The sequence below is a fragment of the Microlunatus sp. GCM10028923 genome, from assembly GCF_042666975.1.
In the GTDB taxonomy this organism is placed as follows: Bacteria; Actinomycetota; Actinomycetes; order Propionibacteriales; family Propionibacteriaceae; genus Microlunatus.
This window is the reverse complement of record NZ_JBHTFF010000022.1, coordinates 80,787-97,447: the sequence shown is the minus strand read 5'-3', so window position 1 is coordinate 97,447 and position 16,661 is coordinate 80,787. Positions and strand designations below refer to the sequence as shown.

At 68.6% G+C, this 16,661-nt stretch carries 20 protein-coding genes and 1 tRNA gene; 8 read left to right on the top strand and 13 right to left on the bottom strand.

Going from position 1 to position 16,661, the window contains the following annotated elements:
* Positions 1-29 precede the first annotated feature (29 nt).
* Both ACFQU4_RS35630 and ACFQU4_RS35625 read left to right on the top strand, forming a co-directional pair.
* A tRNA-Pro gene (locus tag ACFQU4_RS35630) sits at positions 30-103 on the top strand.
* A 275-nt stretch (positions 104-378) separates the two neighbouring features.
* A complete protein-coding gene (locus tag ACFQU4_RS35625; RefSeq protein ID WP_377501481.1) occupies positions 379-801 on the top strand; it encodes an NUDIX domain-containing protein in 423 nt (140 codons plus the stop codon).
* Positions 802-1,109: 308 nt separating this feature from the next.
* On the opposite strand, the gene ACFQU4_RS35620 is transcribed toward ACFQU4_RS35625, so the two are convergent.
* The 3 genes from ACFQU4_RS35620 to ACFQU4_RS35610 are packed head-to-tail and all read right to left on the bottom strand — an operon-like array spanning position 1,110 to position 2,858.
* A complete protein-coding gene (locus ACFQU4_RS35620) occupies positions 1,110-1,601 on the bottom strand; it encodes an SRPBCC family protein (RefSeq protein WP_377501479.1) in 492 nt (163 codons plus the stop codon).
* Positions 1,602-1,660: 59 nt separating this feature from the next.
* Positions 1,661-2,023, bottom strand: coding sequence for a hypothetical protein (locus ACFQU4_RS35615; RefSeq protein WP_377501477.1), 363 nt, complete (start codon positions 2,021-2,023; stop codon positions 1,661-1,663).
* 10 nt (positions 2,024-2,033) lie between these two features.
* Positions 2,034-2,858, bottom strand: coding sequence for an endonuclease/exonuclease/phosphatase family protein (locus ACFQU4_RS35610; protein ID WP_377501475.1), 825 nt, complete (start codon positions 2,856-2,858; stop codon positions 2,034-2,036).
* Positions 2,859-3,015: 157 nt separating this feature from the next.
* Between ACFQU4_RS35610 and ACFQU4_RS35605 the strand changes: the two genes are divergently transcribed.
* A complete protein-coding gene (locus ACFQU4_RS35605) occupies positions 3,016-5,220 on the top strand; it encodes a S9 family peptidase (RefSeq protein WP_377501473.1) in 2,205 nt (734 codons plus the stop codon).
* 4 nt (positions 5,221-5,224) lie between these two features.
* Positions 5,225-5,560 carry a nucleoside triphosphate pyrophosphohydrolase family protein gene (locus ACFQU4_RS35600; protein WP_377501471.1) on the top strand — a complete coding sequence of 112 codons (336 nt, stop codon included), beginning with the start codon at positions 5,225-5,227 and terminating at the stop codon, positions 5,558-5,560.
* Positions 5,561-5,566: 6 nt separating this feature from the next.
* Here ACFQU4_RS35600 and ACFQU4_RS35595 read toward each other — a convergent pair whose 3' ends face one another.
* The 4 genes from ACFQU4_RS35595 to ACFQU4_RS35580 all read right to left on the bottom strand — a co-directional run bounded on the left by ACFQU4_RS35595 (position 5,567) and on the right by ACFQU4_RS35580 (position 7,602).
* Entirely contained in the window at positions 5,567-6,124 is a 558-nt protein-coding gene (locus tag ACFQU4_RS35595) for an AAA family ATPase (protein ID WP_377501557.1), read from the bottom strand.
* Complete coding sequence (locus ACFQU4_RS35590) at positions 6,124-6,615, bottom strand: GNAT family N-acetyltransferase (protein WP_377501469.1); 492 nt, start codon at positions 6,613-6,615, stop codon at positions 6,124-6,126. The genes ACFQU4_RS35595 and ACFQU4_RS35590 overlap by 1 nt, the downstream gene beginning before the upstream one ends.
* Before the next feature lie 67 nt (positions 6,616-6,682).
* On the bottom strand, positions 6,683-7,075 hold the full coding sequence (locus tag ACFQU4_RS35585; RefSeq protein ID WP_377501467.1) for an MmcQ/YjbR family DNA-binding protein: 393 nt from the start codon (positions 7,073-7,075) through the stop codon (positions 6,683-6,685).
* A complete protein-coding gene (locus tag ACFQU4_RS35580; protein WP_377501465.1) occupies positions 7,072-7,602 on the bottom strand; it encodes a hypothetical protein in 531 nt (176 codons plus the stop codon). The genes ACFQU4_RS35585 and ACFQU4_RS35580 overlap by 4 nt, the downstream gene beginning before the upstream one ends.
* 100 nt (positions 7,603-7,702) lie before the next feature.
* On the opposite strand from ACFQU4_RS35580, the gene ACFQU4_RS35575 reads away from it, so the two are divergent.
* The 4 genes from ACFQU4_RS35575 (at position 7,703) to ACFQU4_RS35560 (ending at position 10,952) form a co-directional block, all read left to right on the top strand.
* Positions 7,703-8,032: a VOC family protein gene (locus ACFQU4_RS35575; protein ID WP_377501463.1), complete on the top strand. Its 330-nt coding sequence runs from the start codon at positions 7,703-7,705 to the stop codon at positions 8,030-8,032.
* 233 nt (positions 8,033-8,265) lie between these two features.
* On the top strand, positions 8,266-8,943 hold the full coding sequence (locus ACFQU4_RS35570; RefSeq protein ID WP_377501461.1) for a hypothetical protein: 678 nt from the start codon (positions 8,266-8,268) through the stop codon (positions 8,941-8,943).
* Between the two features lie 221 nt (positions 8,944-9,164).
* Entirely contained in the window at positions 9,165-9,866 is a 702-nt protein-coding gene (locus ACFQU4_RS35565) for a hypothetical protein (RefSeq protein WP_377501459.1), read from the top strand.
* 345 nt (positions 9,867-10,211) lie between these two features.
* Entirely contained in the window at positions 10,212-10,952 is a 741-nt protein-coding gene (locus tag ACFQU4_RS35560; protein ID WP_377501457.1) for a hypothetical protein, read from the top strand.
* 15 nt (positions 10,953-10,967) lie between these two features.
* Here ACFQU4_RS35560 and ACFQU4_RS35555 read toward each other — a convergent pair whose 3' ends face one another.
* The 6 genes from ACFQU4_RS35555 to ACFQU4_RS35530 all read right to left on the bottom strand — a co-directional run bounded on the left by ACFQU4_RS35555 (position 10,968) and on the right by ACFQU4_RS35530 (position 16,659).
* A complete protein-coding gene (locus tag ACFQU4_RS35555; protein WP_377501455.1) occupies positions 10,968-11,474 on the bottom strand; it encodes a hypothetical protein in 507 nt (168 codons plus the stop codon).
* On the bottom strand, positions 11,474-12,739 hold the full coding sequence (locus tag ACFQU4_RS35550) for an aspartate kinase (RefSeq protein WP_377501453.1): 1,266 nt from the start codon (positions 12,737-12,739) through the stop codon (positions 11,474-11,476). Before ACFQU4_RS35550 ends, ACFQU4_RS35555 begins: the two co-directional genes overlap by 1 nt.
* Before the next feature lie 122 nt (positions 12,740-12,861).
* Positions 12,862-13,728, bottom strand: a complete 867-nt coding sequence (locus ACFQU4_RS35545; protein ID WP_377501451.1) for a dihydrodipicolinate synthase family protein — start codon at positions 13,726-13,728, stop codon at positions 12,862-12,864.
* Positions 13,725-14,828 (bottom strand): sialidase family protein, encoded by a 1,104-nt coding sequence (locus tag ACFQU4_RS35540; protein ID WP_377501449.1) that lies wholly within the window; start codon positions 14,826-14,828, stop codon positions 13,725-13,727. Before ACFQU4_RS35540 ends, ACFQU4_RS35545 begins: the two co-directional genes overlap by 4 nt.
* Positions 14,825-15,772: a carbohydrate ABC transporter permease gene (locus ACFQU4_RS35535; RefSeq protein ID WP_377501447.1), complete on the bottom strand. Its 948-nt coding sequence runs from the start codon at positions 15,770-15,772 to the stop codon at positions 14,825-14,827. The genes ACFQU4_RS35540 and ACFQU4_RS35535 overlap by 4 nt, the downstream gene beginning before the upstream one ends.
* Positions 15,769-16,659, bottom strand: a complete 891-nt coding sequence (locus tag ACFQU4_RS35530) for a carbohydrate ABC transporter permease (protein ID WP_377501445.1) — start codon at positions 16,657-16,659, stop codon at positions 15,769-15,771. The genes ACFQU4_RS35535 and ACFQU4_RS35530 overlap by 4 nt, the downstream gene beginning before the upstream one ends.
* Between the last annotated feature and the right edge of the window lie 2 nt (positions 16,660-16,661).

Genomic DNA, 16,661 nt, shown 5'->3' with positions numbered 1-16,661 from the left:
CGGATGGGCTAGACTCTCCGAGGCTCCACCGGGGTGTGGCGCAGCTTGGTAGCGCGCTTCGTTCGGGACGAAGAAGTCGCAGGTTCAAATCCTGTCACCCCGACAGACAGAACCGGCCTCTGACCAGTAAGGACAGAGGCCGGTTTGGTGTTTCAGGACGGTGCATTTACAGGGTGTCCGACAAACCGTCCGACATCCGTTTCACGCACCACCGGCTCGGACCACCTGGTCGACGACGCGGGCTCCGGGTCTGGATCACCGGCCGTGCCTGGTGACGGTAGTCCGGCTCGGTGCCCGGCGACCCACTCTGACCGGCCACCCGGCCGCTCACGGGCTGAGAGCTTGGGACGCAGGAGATCGCATGATCAACTAGGTCACATGGCAGGAGATCGTCACCACTTCGGCGTCTATGGGATCTGGCAGCAGTCCGGGCGGATCGTCCTGGTACGAAAGACCAGAGGCCCGTACAAGGGCCTCCTAGACCTGCCTGGCGGATCTCCTGAGCGGGACGAGTCGGAGCTGGCCACGCTGAGCCGTGAGCTCCAAGAGGAATGCGGCGTCGAGCTCGCCCGCACCATTTCGAGCGCACACTTTGAGATTCGAGTCGATCGCGACTCCACAGGTCAGCCAATTGACTTCCTGCACGTTGGTGTCATCTCGCACGTAGAGGTGGCAGGATCGGCCCGATCGATCAACGATGAGGACGTTGCTGGAGTCGTTCTGGCTACAGCCGAGCATGCGAAGCAGTTCTCACCTCTAGTCCTTGAAGCGCTCCGTTGCTTCCCTGAACTACGACGGTGACCCGTCGTATCTAGAGGTGCCTGTCCGCTCGGCTAGTCAGATGATCTTGTGCAACCAAGGTGCTTCGGAACGAAGGAGTCGTCGGTTCAATCCTGTCACGCCGATCGCTTCCCGGATGATGCGATCTCTCGCCCACCCCGACATCTCGCCGCTGCCGCTACGCCGACCGCGAGGCATGCATGCGTTGCGTGATCACGTCGAGGACTGGCTGAACGGATCGAGGACTCGGCGAGGCCGGGCCATCCTGGTCGGATCGAGCCCTGCGGCGATCGATCGACTTCTTGATCAAGAAAGGTTCGTCGCACGGGTCAGTCCTTCGCGTCGCGGACGTCGGTCCCCTGCTCAGCGAACGCCTTGAAGTCCTGCATGTGCTGGAGCGACTGCCTGCGGAAGGCGCCGCGCAGGAACGGCATGATCAACCGCATCGGCAGGGAGTCGAACCGGAATTCGTTCTCGCTCGTCCAGAGCGTCGACTCCGGACCGGCTTCGGTGAACCGCTCGCGGGCGGCGTTCCACATGCCCTTGGCGACGATCTCGCGGTCGTAGTGAACGACGCTGTCGCTCGGGATCCCGTGCAGGTTCTCCGGTTCCCGGCGGGTGATCGTTTCGGTGGCCTCCATCGTCTGCTCACCCGACTGCATCACGACGCGCGACTCGGTACCCACCTCCCCGTGCTTCCCGTTCAGCGGCTCGTGCACCAGCACGCCGCGCAGCCACTTCGGCATCTGGGCGGGGTCGGAGAGCAGCTGGACCACCCGCTCCCGCGGCAGGGCGATTTCGATCGACAGGGTGTACTTCATCGGCGGAGAGCTCCAGGTGTCGGTGGGAGTTGCACGGACCCCATCATATTAGCCCAGTCTTATATAAGGCGTGAGGTCGCACCTGACCCAGGGTTGTCGCGATTCCGATACAGGTCACGCAAGACACCGATCTCCGCTCCATGGTGCGTTTGTTCCTTGATCAGCGTCGTGAAGATCCGCGCCGTCGGCCAGGTCTCACCCCAGTTGGTCCGGCTCTCGCCGTCGAGGTCCTCGTAGTCGATCACCCAGGTGCCGGATCCGTCCGCGTTGGCGGCCCGGGTCTCCGTGCGTCGATGGACGGTCCAACAGCCTCCGCAGGGTTCCCAGAAGAACTCTGCATCGGTCAGTGCCGTGAGGAGTCGGCCGAGACGAGCACACGAGTCGGCCCATTGATCTTGGAGCAGTGCACGACGATCGGCCATGGCCAACGTTCTACACCGGTCTCACTGGCTCCGCCACGACGGTTGCGACGACACCCAGATGGTCCGATGGATAGAACCCGTCGGGGTCGGGGAGGTCTCCGATTCGTCGTACGGACACGGGCGTCAGGTCCGGGCTCACGAACACGTAGTCCAGCCGGACGACCGGGTCATGGCTGGGCATCGTGTAGCCGGGCTGATCCGGATGAATCTCCGCCCAGGCGTCGACCAGCGGACGGACGCCCTGTCCGAGGATGATCAACTCCGGTGTCTCGGGAGCGACGGTGTTCAGGTCACCGACGACGATCAGCCGCCGGTTCGGCAGGTCCGCGACGTAGTCGGTCAGAGCCGCTGCCGCGCCGGTACGGGCCGCCGACGACCGGGGTGACCAGTGCGTCACCACGAAGTCCGTGTCGCCGCCGGGAGTCGCCACCACGGCATGCAGGAGACAGCCCGACCCGTAACCGCCGTCAGCCTCTTCCCTGGCCTCGGCCGCAGCCAGCGGGACGGCCGCCGAGGACCTGATGGGATGCGGCGTCAGTACGGCCAGCTGCCCGGCGCCGGCGTGGTTCAGGTCGAGCTGCTCGGCCAGCGCCTCGACGGCCGGGGCTCCGTCTCCGTCCTCAGCCAGGACTTCCTGCAGGCCGACCAGGTCGAGGGCCGGCTGCCGCAACGTTGCCGCGATCAAGGGAAGTCTTCGGCGCCACACGCCGGTCTCGGGGCGCATCGTGACGGCGGCGCTTCCCGGCACGGCGCCGCGGACGAGGTTCCGCTCGGCGGCATAGCGCCACGGCTCACCGCTGCGCCAGAGGTTGAAGGTTCCCACGGTCAGGTGCACGGCTTCGGCTCTCGTCCGTTGATGATCATCCGACAGGCTGTCGGCCCCACGGTCCCAGACCCCGGATGCCGGGCGGAAGCTTCTCTGCTCAGGGCAGACCCGCTGTCCCTGGAGAAGTCGGCTGCCCTGCCTGCCGGGCTGTGATGATCTTGGTCCAATGTGGTCAGTCGAAGACAGCCTGAGCGTCGCGGTACCCAACCGAGGCGCGCTGCCGGCGATCTCGCCGGACGGCGAACTGGTGGCCATGACGGTCACCGTGCCGGTGGATGCCCGACCGGCCCAACTGCCGCACTCGCGGATCGCGATCAACGGACTGCCGGTCGAGGCGGCGCGGGGACTGCACCTCCGGGTCTGGCGGGTCGAGGACGGGACCAGCCTCGAGCCGTTCCCGGGCTGGTCGACGAGCTGGGCCGGACAGTGGTCGCCGGACGGGACCCGGTTGGCGGCGTACGTGCACAACCCGGTCGGGGCGCCGCGGCTTGCGGTGTGGCATCGCGGCTCGGACACGGTGCAGGTCCTGCCGGGTGAAGTCGGGACCTGGTTCTCGTTCGAACGTCCGCAGTGGACCACCGACGGGACGGCGTTGATCACCGAGCTTCGGCCGCCGGCTCCCGCCGGGGCTCCCGACCATGATCAGAACCTCCCGGGCTCCGACGACGCGTTCTCGGTGACCGTACTGTCCACCGCCGACGCCGACCTGCCGCGGCCCGACTTCGCGGGGCTGGACGTCACCGACGTCGGCCTGGTCGGACTGGACGGCAGCCTCCGGATCCTCGCTCGCGGCTGGATCGCGCGGGCCTGGCGGGTCTCGCCCGACGGTCGGAAGGTCGCCTGCCTGCGCGTCGACGCGGACGCCGACGATCAGTCCGGCCTGACGTACGAGGTCGCCGTTGTTGATCTTGATGACGGCTCGATCGAGGTGCCGGCCCGCAGGATCTGGCAGGTCTACGGGACCGACTGGTCCTGGTCGCCAGACGGCAGCAGGATCGCCTACCTGCAGCGGGAGGCCGGGCGGCGCGACGAGCTGTGGACCATCGAGCCCGGGGCCGGCACCCCGCCGGCCCTGGTGTCCGACGGCGACGGGCTCTGGCGCGAGCGCAGCCCGTACTACAACGAGGACGGCGCCCACGAGGTGCCCCGGTGGATCGATGACACGACCGTGCTCTGGCATCGAGCCAGGACCGGATTCGTCCGCAGTTCGATCACCGGCGAACCGGACGTCGTCGCCCCACGAGGCGCCGGCTACCAGGGCGAGGTCTGGCTGGCCGACTTCGACGCCGCGTCCGCGGGCCTGGACGGCCGGGTCCGGTCGGTCGTGATCACCGCCGACGGCGGCTGCGAGGTGCACGATGTTGATCTTCGTACCGGCGTCCGGTCGGTGCTCGGCACCGGCCCCTGCCCGGTGTCCCTGTCGCGGATGCAGGTGGGGCACAGTGACCGCGCCGGCCGCTCCGCGCTACTCCTCCAGGGTGATTCGGGCAGCGCCGAACTCTGGCTGGCCGATGATCATGGAATCGGAAGGCTGGCATCGCTCAACCCGGACCTGGACTGGCCGCACGCGGCGCGGCTGATCGACTGGCAGGTGGCGACGGAGTCCCGCGAGGGTGCGCTGTTCGTACCGAAGACTCCGCCGCCGGCGACCGGCTACCCGCTCGTGATCAGCGTGTACGGGGGTGCGCTGCTGTCCCAGTTCGCGAGCGATCCGGACCCCATGAACGGCATCCTGCACACCAGCCTGCTCACCTCCCGCGGCTTCGCGGTGCTGTTTCCGGACCTCCCGGTCGAGGACGCCCGGACCCCGATGGAGCAGTTCGCCGAATCGGTCCTCCCGGCGATCGACCGGGTCCGCGCCGAACTGCCGATCAACAGTGACCGGATCTCCGCGATCGGCAACAGCTACGGAAGCTACACGGTGCTCAGCCTGCTCGTCACGACGCCGCCCGGCACCTTCGCCGCCGCCGCGTTCACCGCGCCGGTGATCAATCCGCTCGCCTCGTACGGTTCGCTCAGCCCGATCGGGGCCGCGTTCCTCAGCTACTGGGAGGACGGTCAGGGCCGGCTCCGCACGCCGCCCTGGGAGGACCCGCAGACCTGGGTCGACAACACCCCGTACCTTCGACTGGACCGGGTCACCACGCCCGTACTGATCGGCGTGGGCAGCGGCGGGATCCCGGGCGAGCAGGCGCAGGCCGACCAGGTGTTCACCGGGCTGCGGCGACTCGGCCGGCCGGCCGAGCTTCGGAAGTACGACAACGAAGATCATTCACCGGGCGGCTGGACCGTTCCCGCCTATCGCGACTTCGCCACCCGCTGCCTGGACTGGCTGGCCCACCCGCCCACCGGTGGCCAGCAGGCAGACTGAGGCCGTGACCTTCGACTTCAACAGCTATCAGCAGGCCGCGGCTCGGACCGGCGCCCCGATCGCGACGGACCATCCGATCGTGTACCCCACCTTGGGCCTGGTCAACGAGGCGGGCGAGGTGGCGGGGAAGGTGAAGAAGATCTTCCGGGATCGCCAGGGCATGATCACGGATGCGGACCGGGATGCGTTGACGCTCGAGCTCGGCGATGTCCTCTGGTACGTCTCCGAACTCTGCACCAGGCTCGACCTCCGACTGGAGGACGTCGCCTCGCGCAACGTCGCCAAGCTCGCCGACCGTGCCGCGCGCGGCGTGATCAAGGGCGACGGTGATCTTCGCTGAGCCCGGCTAGCCCAGCCGAGCCCGGCTCGGCGCCTCGTTGATGATCATGCTCGCGGTGTCCGCCGCGGTCAGCTCGGCGGAGTCGAGCCACCAGCCGTGATCACCGAGCTCCACCCGCATCGACGCACCCAGCTCGTCATAGCCGGTGAATTCCCAGCGTTGCTGAGGGTCGCGGTGCCGATTCCGTTCCCGGCACGCGTCGCCGCCCGGCGCCAGAACGACGAAGGAGGTCAGCACCGGGTCGAGCAGCTCGCGGAACAGGTCGAGCTGCCGACGGTCCGGGATCACCCAGTCGATCACGGTGGTGAAGCCGGCCCCGACGAAGTTCCGCGCCAGCGTGCACAGGTTCCGGTTGCACAACTCGACCTGCCGGGCGGCCTCGTCCGCGGGCTCACCGAGCGCCCACACGCCTCCGTTGATGATCATGCGGACAAGATCATCACCGTCGAGCCGGGCGGAGCGGTCCAACCCCGCAGCAATCAGCCGGGTGACGGTGGACTTCCCCGCGGCGGGCATCCCCGTGACGATCAGGCACTCCGCGCCCTCCGAGCCGAGCCGCGACATCACGCTTTCAGTCCCTTCACCAGGAAGGTGCACGGGTCCTTGATCACCTGGGTCTCGCCGGCGTCGTCCACGTACGGCCACACGTCGACGTACTCCACGCCGGGCTGGTAACCCAACCGTTCGTACAGCGACCAGGCCCGCGGATTGTCGTCGCCGACGCCGAGTCCGATCACGGCATAGCCGCGGCTCCGGGCGAGATCCTCGGCGGCAGTGATCAACGCCGTACCGATGCCCTGACCGCGCAGCCGATACACGAGCAGCCCGTTGATCTCCGGACACTCGGGGTACGCCGCGCGAACCTCCTCGGCCGAACAGCCGGTCCAGCGCACCTCCCCGTGCCCCAACGGCAGGTCGCCGTCCCAGGCAGTCAGGTACGTGCACACGCCGCGGTCCTGGTTCTCCAACTTGAGCCGGTGGAACTGGTTCCGGCCGGTCGGCTCCGCCCGCTCGAGCGCTTCAAGATCACCCGGACGGCACGGTCGGATCAGCATGCTCGTGACGCTACAACGCTCGGTTCCGCGACAACACGGGATATTCGGGAGCGAGGGCTCGGCGCGCTCAGGCCTCGTACTCGCGGACCAGGGCCGCCGGCGCGACCTGGCGCCAGGCCTCGGTCAGCAGTTCCCGGAGTTGCGCCTGGTCCGCGGTCCGCAGCCGTACGATCACGCCGGGCGAACCGGCGTAGTGCGGAGTGACGAAGAAGGTCACCGGGTCCTGGTCCAACAGCGCCGCCTTCTCGTCCGGCCCGGCCTTCACGAACACGAACTCCTCGCCGGCCACCGCGTCCGGCGGCGATCCGCGGGCGCCGCCGGCGGGATAGGCAACCACCTTCCCCCGCACCCTGACCACGCCGCGCGGAAAGTGGCCGCCGGCCGGCTGGAACTCCGCACCAGGCAACCGGGCCAGGAAGCCCTGCACGTCGTCCCAGCTCTGCAATCGGTCCATGATCATCCCCTCAGGTCCTCGATGGTCCGGGCACCGCGGTCCAGCACGGCCCGATAGATCTCGGTCCCACTGATCCGCTCGGGGTAGTCCGAACACTCCGTCTTCAAGCGAAGGATCAGGTCCCGTTGCGGGTCGGCAAGGTCGCGGAGCCGAAGCGCCTCGGCGACGTGCGGCCGATCCACGACGTGCAGCCAGAACGTCAGGTCCACCTTCCAGCCGTCCCCGAGTCCGAGCACGACGTAGAACCGCTCGTCCGTGACTTTGGACGTAGGCCGGCGATCGCCGCGCTCGTCCCGGAAGTCAACCTCGATCACGTCGACGCGCTCGGCCAGCGTCGCCAGGCCCGCCAGGATCATCGGTGCGGTCGCGTCCGGCGCATCGAACATGACGTCAAGATCGCGCAGGACCAGCAGGCCGGACCGGACGCTACCCACCACCACCGGCGCCCAGGCGAAGGCGGTACGAAGGTCGAGCCGCGCGAGCAGCCGGACGGCTTCCTGCCCGAGCAGCTCGGCTCGTTCGGACGGCGCCATGTCCACGACCGTAGGGCTCAGAACCTGAACGCGCCAGCATCCCGGCCGGTTGTCGGCGCCTCCCGCTACGGTCGGGACAGGCCGAGCGAAGGAGTTGCCCATGGTGAAGATCGCCGCCGTCTGCCTGCACGGGGAGGACTGGCGTCGCGGTGCCCGGTTCTGGGCCGAGGCACTCGGCTACGCGCCGCATCCCGAGGCCGAGGACGTGCTGGTCCCGCCGGACGGGGATGGCCCGCTGCTCGCCGTGTACGGGGACGCGACCCACCTCGACCTGTCGACCAGCGGCCCCGAGGAACAGCAGGCCGAGATCGCCCGGCTGGAGTCGATCGGCGCGGAGCGGGTCGCGGACTGGCCCTATCCGAAGGGCGCGGACTTCGTCGTGATGCGCGATCCGGTCGGCAATCTGTTCTGCATCCTCGACCACGACTGAGCTCCCGTCCACGTCCGCAAAACGTTGCGGACGAGGTGGAATGCGTACGGTAATATCACCCGAGGTATCGGGAGCCGGAGCCCTCCGGCGCACTGAAACCAGGATGGTCGAGCCCACTGCGGGTGACGATCACGATCGCTCCCGGAGCTCGGGCATTCACAACTGAATGCATGCCATCAGGCGGCAACTCGGGAGGGGACCACATGGTTCGGCCGCGCAGAGCCCTAACTGACATGCAGCCGTCGTCGCCGTGGGCGCGACGGCTGGTCATCTTGATCACCGTACCGGCGGTGACGATCGCTGCGGTGTTCGCCGGTCTGTATCTGTACCAGCAGCAGGCCGCCACCCGGACGGTCAACCCGGCCGGACCGGCGTCCAGCAGTTCCAGCGACACGGCGAAGGTCAAGCAGGCCATCTCGGACTGCCGGCGCGAGGTCGCGCTGGCCGAGTCGGTGCTGAGCGCCGCCGACGACGGGGTACGGAACTGGCGGGAGCGCGTCCAGGCTCAGACGGACCTGTCGCTCGGCCGGATCTCCGAGAAGGAAGCCAAGGACATCTGGAACCGGACCGGGAATGCGGGCCCCTCCGACATCGCCAAGTACCAGACGGCGAAGTCCGCCTACCGCGCCGACAACGGCGCCTGCTCCCCGGTCAAGGGTGCCACCGACGCCGAGACGGAGCAGCTGAAGACCTGCCGCGCCCGGGTCGGCAAGGTCGGCCCCGCGCTGTCCGCAGCCGATCTCACCCTGAAGGACTGGGAGATCCACCTCGGTTCCACGCCGGCCAGTGTCAGGCCGAGCATGGACCCGGACGGGGTCTGGCGCGACTCGTGGCGGAAGGCCCCGACCAACCTGAACAAGTATTCGGACGCGATGGACACCCTGGCCAAGACCAAGAGCTGCCCGCGCTGAAGCCCGGACGAGGTCCCGCAGACGGTCAAGCACGACTTGGCCCGTTTCGTCAGTCTTGATCAACTCTTGAGCCCTGCCCGCTCGGCCTGACCGTGCGCTGAGGCGCTGTTGAGATGCCCTCCTTACGATGGGCCGAAATCGCTGCGGCCGCTGGCAACTCGGGAGGGGACCACCGCATGGTTCAGCCGCGGAGAGCACTGGACACTCCGCCGAGGTCACGCTTGCGACGCCTCGTCATCTGGTTCACCGTTCCGGTTCTACTGCTGGTCATGGGCGCGGCGGGGGTCGTGGTCTGGACGACGCTGAACCAGGGCGGCGGGCCCGGCACCCCGGCGATACCGCTGGCCAAGCAGGCCGGCTCACCCGACAAGACCCCGGAGGACGGCAGCGGCGCGACCGGCAAGCAGTCGGTTGGCGAGGCGATCACCACCTGCCGCCGGGAGGTGGCCCTGGCCGAGTCCGTTCTGGCCGCCGCCGGTGACGGCGTCGGGCACTGGCGGGAGCACGTCCAGGCCCAGACCGATCTCTCGCTCGGCCGTACGGAAGAGGACGAGGCCGAGAAGATCTGGAAGCGGACCCGGCAGGCCGGCGCCTCCGACGTCGCCAAGTATCAGACGGCCAAGTCGGGGCGGAAGGCCGACGGCAACGCCTGCCGCCCGGTCGCCGACGCCGAGGACGACCAGGTCGAGCAACTCAAGATGTGCCAGGCGCGGCTGTCCAAGGTGACGTCGGCCCTGACCAACGCCGATCTCGCGATGAAGGACTGGCAGCGTCAACTGGAGGAGCTGAAGGACGCGGACGAGGACAACCTGCACGACTACGAGGACTCCTGGCTGGACACCTGGCGCAAGGCTCCGAAGAACCTGGACCGGTACTCCTCAGCGATGGACACCCTGGCCAAGACCAAGAGCTGCCCGCGCTGACCCGATTCCACAGCGCGAGGTGAGGGGTCAAGCGGACGCGGTCTCGAAGGTTGGATCTTGACGCAGTCCTGAGGCTTCGTTGTCCGAGTTGAGGTTCTGTTGCGGAATCCCTGAGTCATGCTCTTTAACATGATCATGAACATCGCTGCGTAACACGATGCCTATCGTGGTCGTTCGGGGGAGCGTCGCAGCATCATCCCGCGGACCGATTCGTCGGACCGGCGCACCCTGGTGCGCAACGAACCATGATCGTCGTCGTCCTCTTCGCAGTGGCAAAACTCGGGAGGGGACCGTCCCATGGTTCGGCCGCGAAGAGCAGCAGAGTCACCACCGCCATCGCCGCTGATGCGGCGCATCGCCATCTTGTGCACGGTTCCGGTCGTCGTCATCGCCGCGACGGCGGCCGGCGTCCTGGTCTGGTCCGCCCAGCAGAACCCCGCCGCCCTGCCGCCGAACTCGGCCGGGACCGGCTCTGCCGTGCCGCCCTCGGTGTCCAGCGCGCCGCCGGCCGATCCGGCCCCGAAGAGCGCGCCGTCGGAGAACGCCAGCGGATCGACCGGCGAGCAGGAGGCGGTCGCCAAGGCGGTTTCGGACTGCCGCCGGGAGGTGGCCCTGACCGAGTCCGTACTCCAGGCCGCGGGGCCCGGGGTCGACCATTGGCGCCAGCACGTCCAGGCGCAGACCGATCTGACGCTGGGCCGCAACACCGAGGCCGAGACGAAGGCGATCTGGAAGCGGACCAAGCTGCCCGGCCCGTCCGACGTGGCCAAGTACCAGACCGCACGATCCGGCCACAAGGCGGTCGATGGCGCCTGCAAACCGGTGAAGGGAGCCGAGACCGATCAGGCCGAGCAGTTGAAGCAGTGCCGGGCCCGGTTGGACAAGGTACGGCTCGCGCTGGGCGGGGCTGATCTCGCGATGGGCGACTGGGCGGACCACCTCGCCGACATGAGGAAGTCGGCGGGCGGCCACGTGCACAACGCCCAGGAGGTCTGGCTCGACACCTGGCGGGCGGCTCCGCCGAACCTGGAGAAGTACGCCGCCGCGATGGACGCGCTGGCCAAGACCAAGAGCTGCCCGGCCTGACCCGCCGAGGTCGTCTCAGGCGGGCGGAACCGGCGGCTGCCCGTAGTTCGGCGGCTGGCCGCCCTGGTTCGGCGACTGGCCGGGCTGACCGTACTGATCGGCCGGCGGATACGGCCCGGATTGCGGGTACGGAGCCGGCTGACCCGACTGTGGGGCCGGCTGACCGTACGGACCGGGCGCGGACGGGACCGGCGGGCGCGGCCCGCCGGCGGGTGCCGTGGAGGTTGACCGGCCGGCGACGACGGCGCAGATCACCAGCACCAACCCGACCGCGGACACCAGGCCGATGATCGCCGACGGGATCCCGAGGGCGCTGGTCGGAAGGTCGAACTGGTTCGCCGCCCAGGGCAGGGCCATGGACCAGACCGAGCCGAGGATGTGCCCGAGCAACATGATCAGGCAACCGATCATGCCGAGCACCCGGGCGGTCCCGCGAGCCCGTACCGCAATGAGGACGAGCCCGAGCAGCATCGGTACGGCGAACAGCAACTGCCCCGCGAGGTACGGGAGCATCTGAAGCATCAGCGGCCGGTACCGGCGTAGACGACTGCCTCGTTCTCCGAGTCCAGATCGAACGCCGTGTGCGCGGCCACCACGGCCCGGTCGACGTCGTCCTGGTCGACGACCACCGAGATCCGGATCTCCGAGGTGGAGATCATCTCGATGTTCACGCCGGCGTCCGCGAGGGCCGCGAAGAACTTCGCCGTCACGCCGGGGTGGGAGCGCATCCCGACCCCGACCACGGACACCTTGCCGATCTGGTCGTCGTACAGGATCTGCTCGAAGCCCACGGTCTCCCGGAGCGCCTCGAGGGCGGCCTTCGCGGCCGTACCGTCGGTCTTCGGCAGGGTGAAGGAGATGTCGGTGCGACCGGTGTCCACCGCGGACACGTTCTGCACGATCATGTCGATGTTGATCTCCGTGGCGGCCACCGCCTCGAAGATCCGGGCCGCCTCGCCGACACGATCCGGGACGCCGACCACGGTGATCTTGGCCTCGCCGCGATCATGCGCGACGCCGGAGATGATCGCCTGTTCCATGGCACTTCCCTTCTCTGCCTCGGTGACCCAGGTGCCGTCCTTGTCCGAAAACGACGATCGTACATGCACGGCCACGTTCTCCCGTCGGGCGTATTCGACACAGCGCAGGTGCAGGATCTTGGCGCCGCAGGCCGCCATCTCCAGCATCTCCTCGTAACTGATCTTGGGAATCCGCCGGGCGCTCGGCACGATCCGCGGGTCGGCGGTGAAGATGCCGTCGACGTCGGTGTAGATCTCGCAGTGGTCGGCGTTCAGCGCGGCGGCCAGTGCGACCGCCGTGGTGTCGGAGGCACCCCGGCCGAGCGTCGTGATGTCCTTCGTGTCCTGGGCGACGCCCTGGAACCCGGCCACGATGACGATGTCACCGGCGTCCACGGCGGACACGATCCGGCCCGGCGTGATGTCGATGATCCGGGCGTTGCCGTGGGTCCCGGTCGTGATGATGCCGGCCTGGGAGCCGGTCAGCGACCGTGCGTGCAGGCCGAGGTCGGCGATCGCCATCGCCAGCAGCGCCGCGCTCATCCGCTCGCCCGCGGTGAGCAGCATGTCGAGTTCCCGCGGCGGCGGCAGCGGCGAGACCTGGAGCGCGAGGTCCATCAACTCGTCGGTGGTGTCCCCCATGGCCGAGATGACGACCACGACGTCATGGCCCTGCTGCTTCGTCGCGACGACGCGCTTGGCGACCCGCTTGATGCTTTCGGCATCGGCCACCGACGATCCGCCGTACTTCTGCACTACGCGGCCCACGCCGACTCCCCATCTCCGCTCGCGAAAATCCCCCGACACGACGGTCCAATCCAGGTCGGACCAGCCCACACTCTAATCGGGATCCGGCGTCTTCCCGCCGCTCCGGTCACTCTGCGAACAGTTCAGCTGCCGGCGACCGGTGCAAGCCGCCGCGACTGCTCGACCAACTCCACGATCTCGGCGGCGACCCCGGCCGGGAGCTCGGGCATCGACATCCTCGACCGCCACGGCCGGCCGGTCAACGTCTGCAGGGCGAACTTCTGCCGGGCGATCGACGGTCCCAGCAGTTCGACGAGGTGCCGGATCCGGTCCGGATCGTCGCGATGGTGCAGCATCAGGTCGGGGACGACCGCGAAGCAGCCGGACACCACACCCGCGCCGCCGTCGGCCCTGATCCCCGGCAGCCGGGAGTCGTCGCCCGTGTAGAGCGCCTGATCGGGCCGGAGCACCGCGACGAAGGCCGCGAAGTCGTCGTTGGCGCGTCCGGACAGCTTGGCCCCGGCGACGTTCACCGGTTCCATCAGGGCCCGGAACGTCGCCGCGCCCACCTCGACGCCGGTCCGGTCCGGGAACAGGTACGGGAAGACGGCGAGCTCGGGATGCGCCGCCGCGAAGGAGTGGGCGTGATCGATGACCTGACGATCATCGGCCGGCAGATAGTACGGAGTCAGCAGCGCGACCCGCCGAACGCCCGCCGCGGCCGCGTGCTCGGCCAGCCGGAGCGACTCGAACAGGGACCCGGCGCCGACGTGGGCGACCACCCGGTCGGGACCGAGCACGGCGACGGCCAGGTCGACCAGCTGATCGCGTTCGGCCCGGTCGAGCGCCGGGAACTCGCCGGTCGTGCCGGCGACCAGCACGTCGGCATGATCATCCGGCAGCCGTTCCAACAGCTCGACGAAGGCGTCCCGGTCGAGCTGGAGCCGGTCGTCGAACGGCGTCGGTACGGCGGAGATGATCAAGGGTACGGGCCGGGCGGAACGCGTCACGGCACCCACCGTACGGCCTCGATGAAGCGCTCCGACCGGTCGGCGTCGTTGGAGTAGAAGACGGCCAGCACGCTGCCGTCGTCCATCGCGATGGCGCGGGGATAGCCGAGGTCGCGGACCGCGGTGTCGTCGGTGATCACGGTCGCGGCCCAGGTCGAGCCCCGGTCGGTGCTGATCACCGCCCGCAGCCCGTACGGTTCGGCGCGGCTCCCGTACACCAGGACCAGACGGCCGTCGGCCAGCCCGACCAGCGCCGGCGGGTTGCCCCCGGCGCCGGCGTCCGGGACCGGTTTGCCGACCAGGCGCCAGCTCTGGCCCTGATCGTCGCTGGCGTACAGGTCGATCCAGTGCGGCTTCGTCGTCCGGTCGCCCACGCCCGCGCACCGCCGCGCGCAGAGGATCGTGCCGTCGTCCAGCCGCAGCGAGGACGGCATGATCGCCCAACCCTCCGGCTCGTCGCCGACCCAGCCCCGCGGCTCGAAGGTCCGACCGCCGTCGCCGGTCCAGACCGAGCGGATCCGCCCCTCGCTGCCGTCTTCCTTGCCGGTGGTCAGCTGGAACAGCGCCTCATGATCACCGAGCGGCACCACGTCGGTACGGGCGGCCACCGCCCGCTCGCCGAACGTTCCGAGGGGGTGCGGCCCGGACCAGGTCCGGGCGCGATCCCGGCTGACGTAGAACCAGGACCGGGCCCGGTCCACGATCCCGGTCCGCGCGACCAGCACGACCGTCTCCGGATCGGTGAAGGCGACCGGCTCCGGCTCGACGAACGCTGCCTCGTCGAGCCGCGGCCCGATCTGCAGGGACTCGTCGACATGCTCGTCGCCGGACAGCGTCTGCACACCGCCCGGAACCACGCCGGTGAACGGCTCGTGGCTCCAGCTCCGGCCGCCGTCGAGACTCCGCGCGACCACCGGGGCGAACGGGCGCGACTTGTCCCGCGGGTGCAGCCCGGTGTCCGGCCCGAGCCAGCCGGCCACGAAGATCGACACCACCTCCTCGCCCCAGCCCCACATCCCGTAGTTGGCCGGCCATCCCGCGAACCGCCCGCTCTCGCGGTAGACGATGCTGCGTGTCGACTCGATCGGCAAAGAACTCATCCTTTCAGTCCGGCGGCCAGTCCGCCGACGAAGTAGCGCTGCGCGGCCAGGAACAAGATGATCATCGGGATGACGGTCAGCGTGCTGGCCGCCATCAGGATGTTCGTCTCGGACTCCTGACCGGAGGAATAGAGCTGTAGCCCGAGCTGCAACGTCGCGAGGTCGGTGTCGGTGGTCAAGATCAACGGCCAGACGAAGTCGTTCCACGCACTCTGGAAGGACAGGATGCCCAGGGTCGCGACCGCCGGGGTGCTCAGCGGCACCATGATGCTGGCGAAGATCCGGAGCTGGGAGGCGCCGTCCAGCCGGGCCGCCTCCAGGTACTCGTCCGGGACCCCGGCGAAGAACTGACGCATCAGGAAGATGCCCAGCGGAGTGGCGACCGAGGGCATGATCAATCCGGCGTACGTGTTCAGCAGCCCGCTGCCACCCATCCCGAGGAGGTCGTTGCCGCCGGCCAACGGAATGTGTTGCAGCACGATGAAGACCGGGACGATCTGGCTCTGCGCCGGCACCATCAGCAGGGCGATGACTCCGGCGAAGATCACCGTACGGCCCGGGAACCGCATCTTCGCGAACGCATAGCCGGCCAGCGCACAGAGCACCACGTTGGCGATCATGGAACCCACCGCATAGATCAATGAGTTGCCGAGCTGCCGTACGAAATCGGTGGCCGACAGCGCGGTGAGGAAGTTGGACCACTGCCAGCTTTCCGGGATCAGTGAGGGCGGGAACTCCGCCGTCTCGGCGTCGCTCTTCAGGCTGGTCGAGATCATCATCAGGAACGGATAGATCGCGACGATGCTGATCGCCGCGACCACGGCGTACCAGACGGCGACGTTGCGGATCCGGCGGCTGGTCCAGCGCGACCGGGGCGCGCCAGTGGCCGCCGGCCGGTCCTCGGTGCGGGTCGCCGTGCTCGGCCGTACCACGGAGATGGTCATCGTTCCCTCCCGTTGACGATCCGGGCCCCGGCGATGGAGAACACCAAGATCAACACGAACAGCACCACCGACATCGCCGAGGAGTAGCCGAAATCGGAATAGGAGAAGGCGTTCTCGAAGATCTGGTAGACGACGGTGGAGGTGGAGCCGATCGGCCCGCCCTGGGTCATGATGTAGATCGACCCGAACACCTGGAAGCTGCCGGTGACGGTCAGCACCACCAGGTAGAAGGTGACCGGCCGGAGCAGCGGCAAGATCACGGACCAGAAGGTGCGGACCGGCCCGGCCCCGTCGATCCGGGCCGCCTCGCGCACCTCCTCCGGGACGTTCTGCAGCCCGGCCAGGTAGAGCAGCATCGAGGTCCCGTAGTCACGCCAGATCCCCATCACGATCAACGCCGGCATCGCCGTCGACGGGCTCTGCAGCCACCGCGGGACCGGCAGCCCGACCGTCTGCAGCAGACCATTGATCGGACCAAGATCAGGATCGTACAGATAGATCCACACCATGGCCGCGGCCGCGATCGAGACCAGCACCGGGAGATAGAGGATCGCCCGGAAGACGTTGCGGCCGGGGTAGCGGACGTTGAGCAGCATGGCGGTGCCCAGGCCGAGCGCCATCGACGGCACCGTGACGCCGACCGTGTAGTAGAGCGTGTTCCACAGGGCCTGGCCGAAGACCGGGTCGCCGATCAGGGTCAGGTAGTTCCGCAGCCCGACGAACTCGGTCGGCCGGAGGAACGTGACATCGGTGAAGCTGAACCCGAGGGTGGTCAGGGCCGGGATGCCCACCACCAGGGCGAGCACGACGATGGCCGGTGCGATGAAGGCGTACGCGATCCAGTCCCCGCGGGTCTTCCGGGCGAGTACGGTCTGCAGTGCTGTCATGA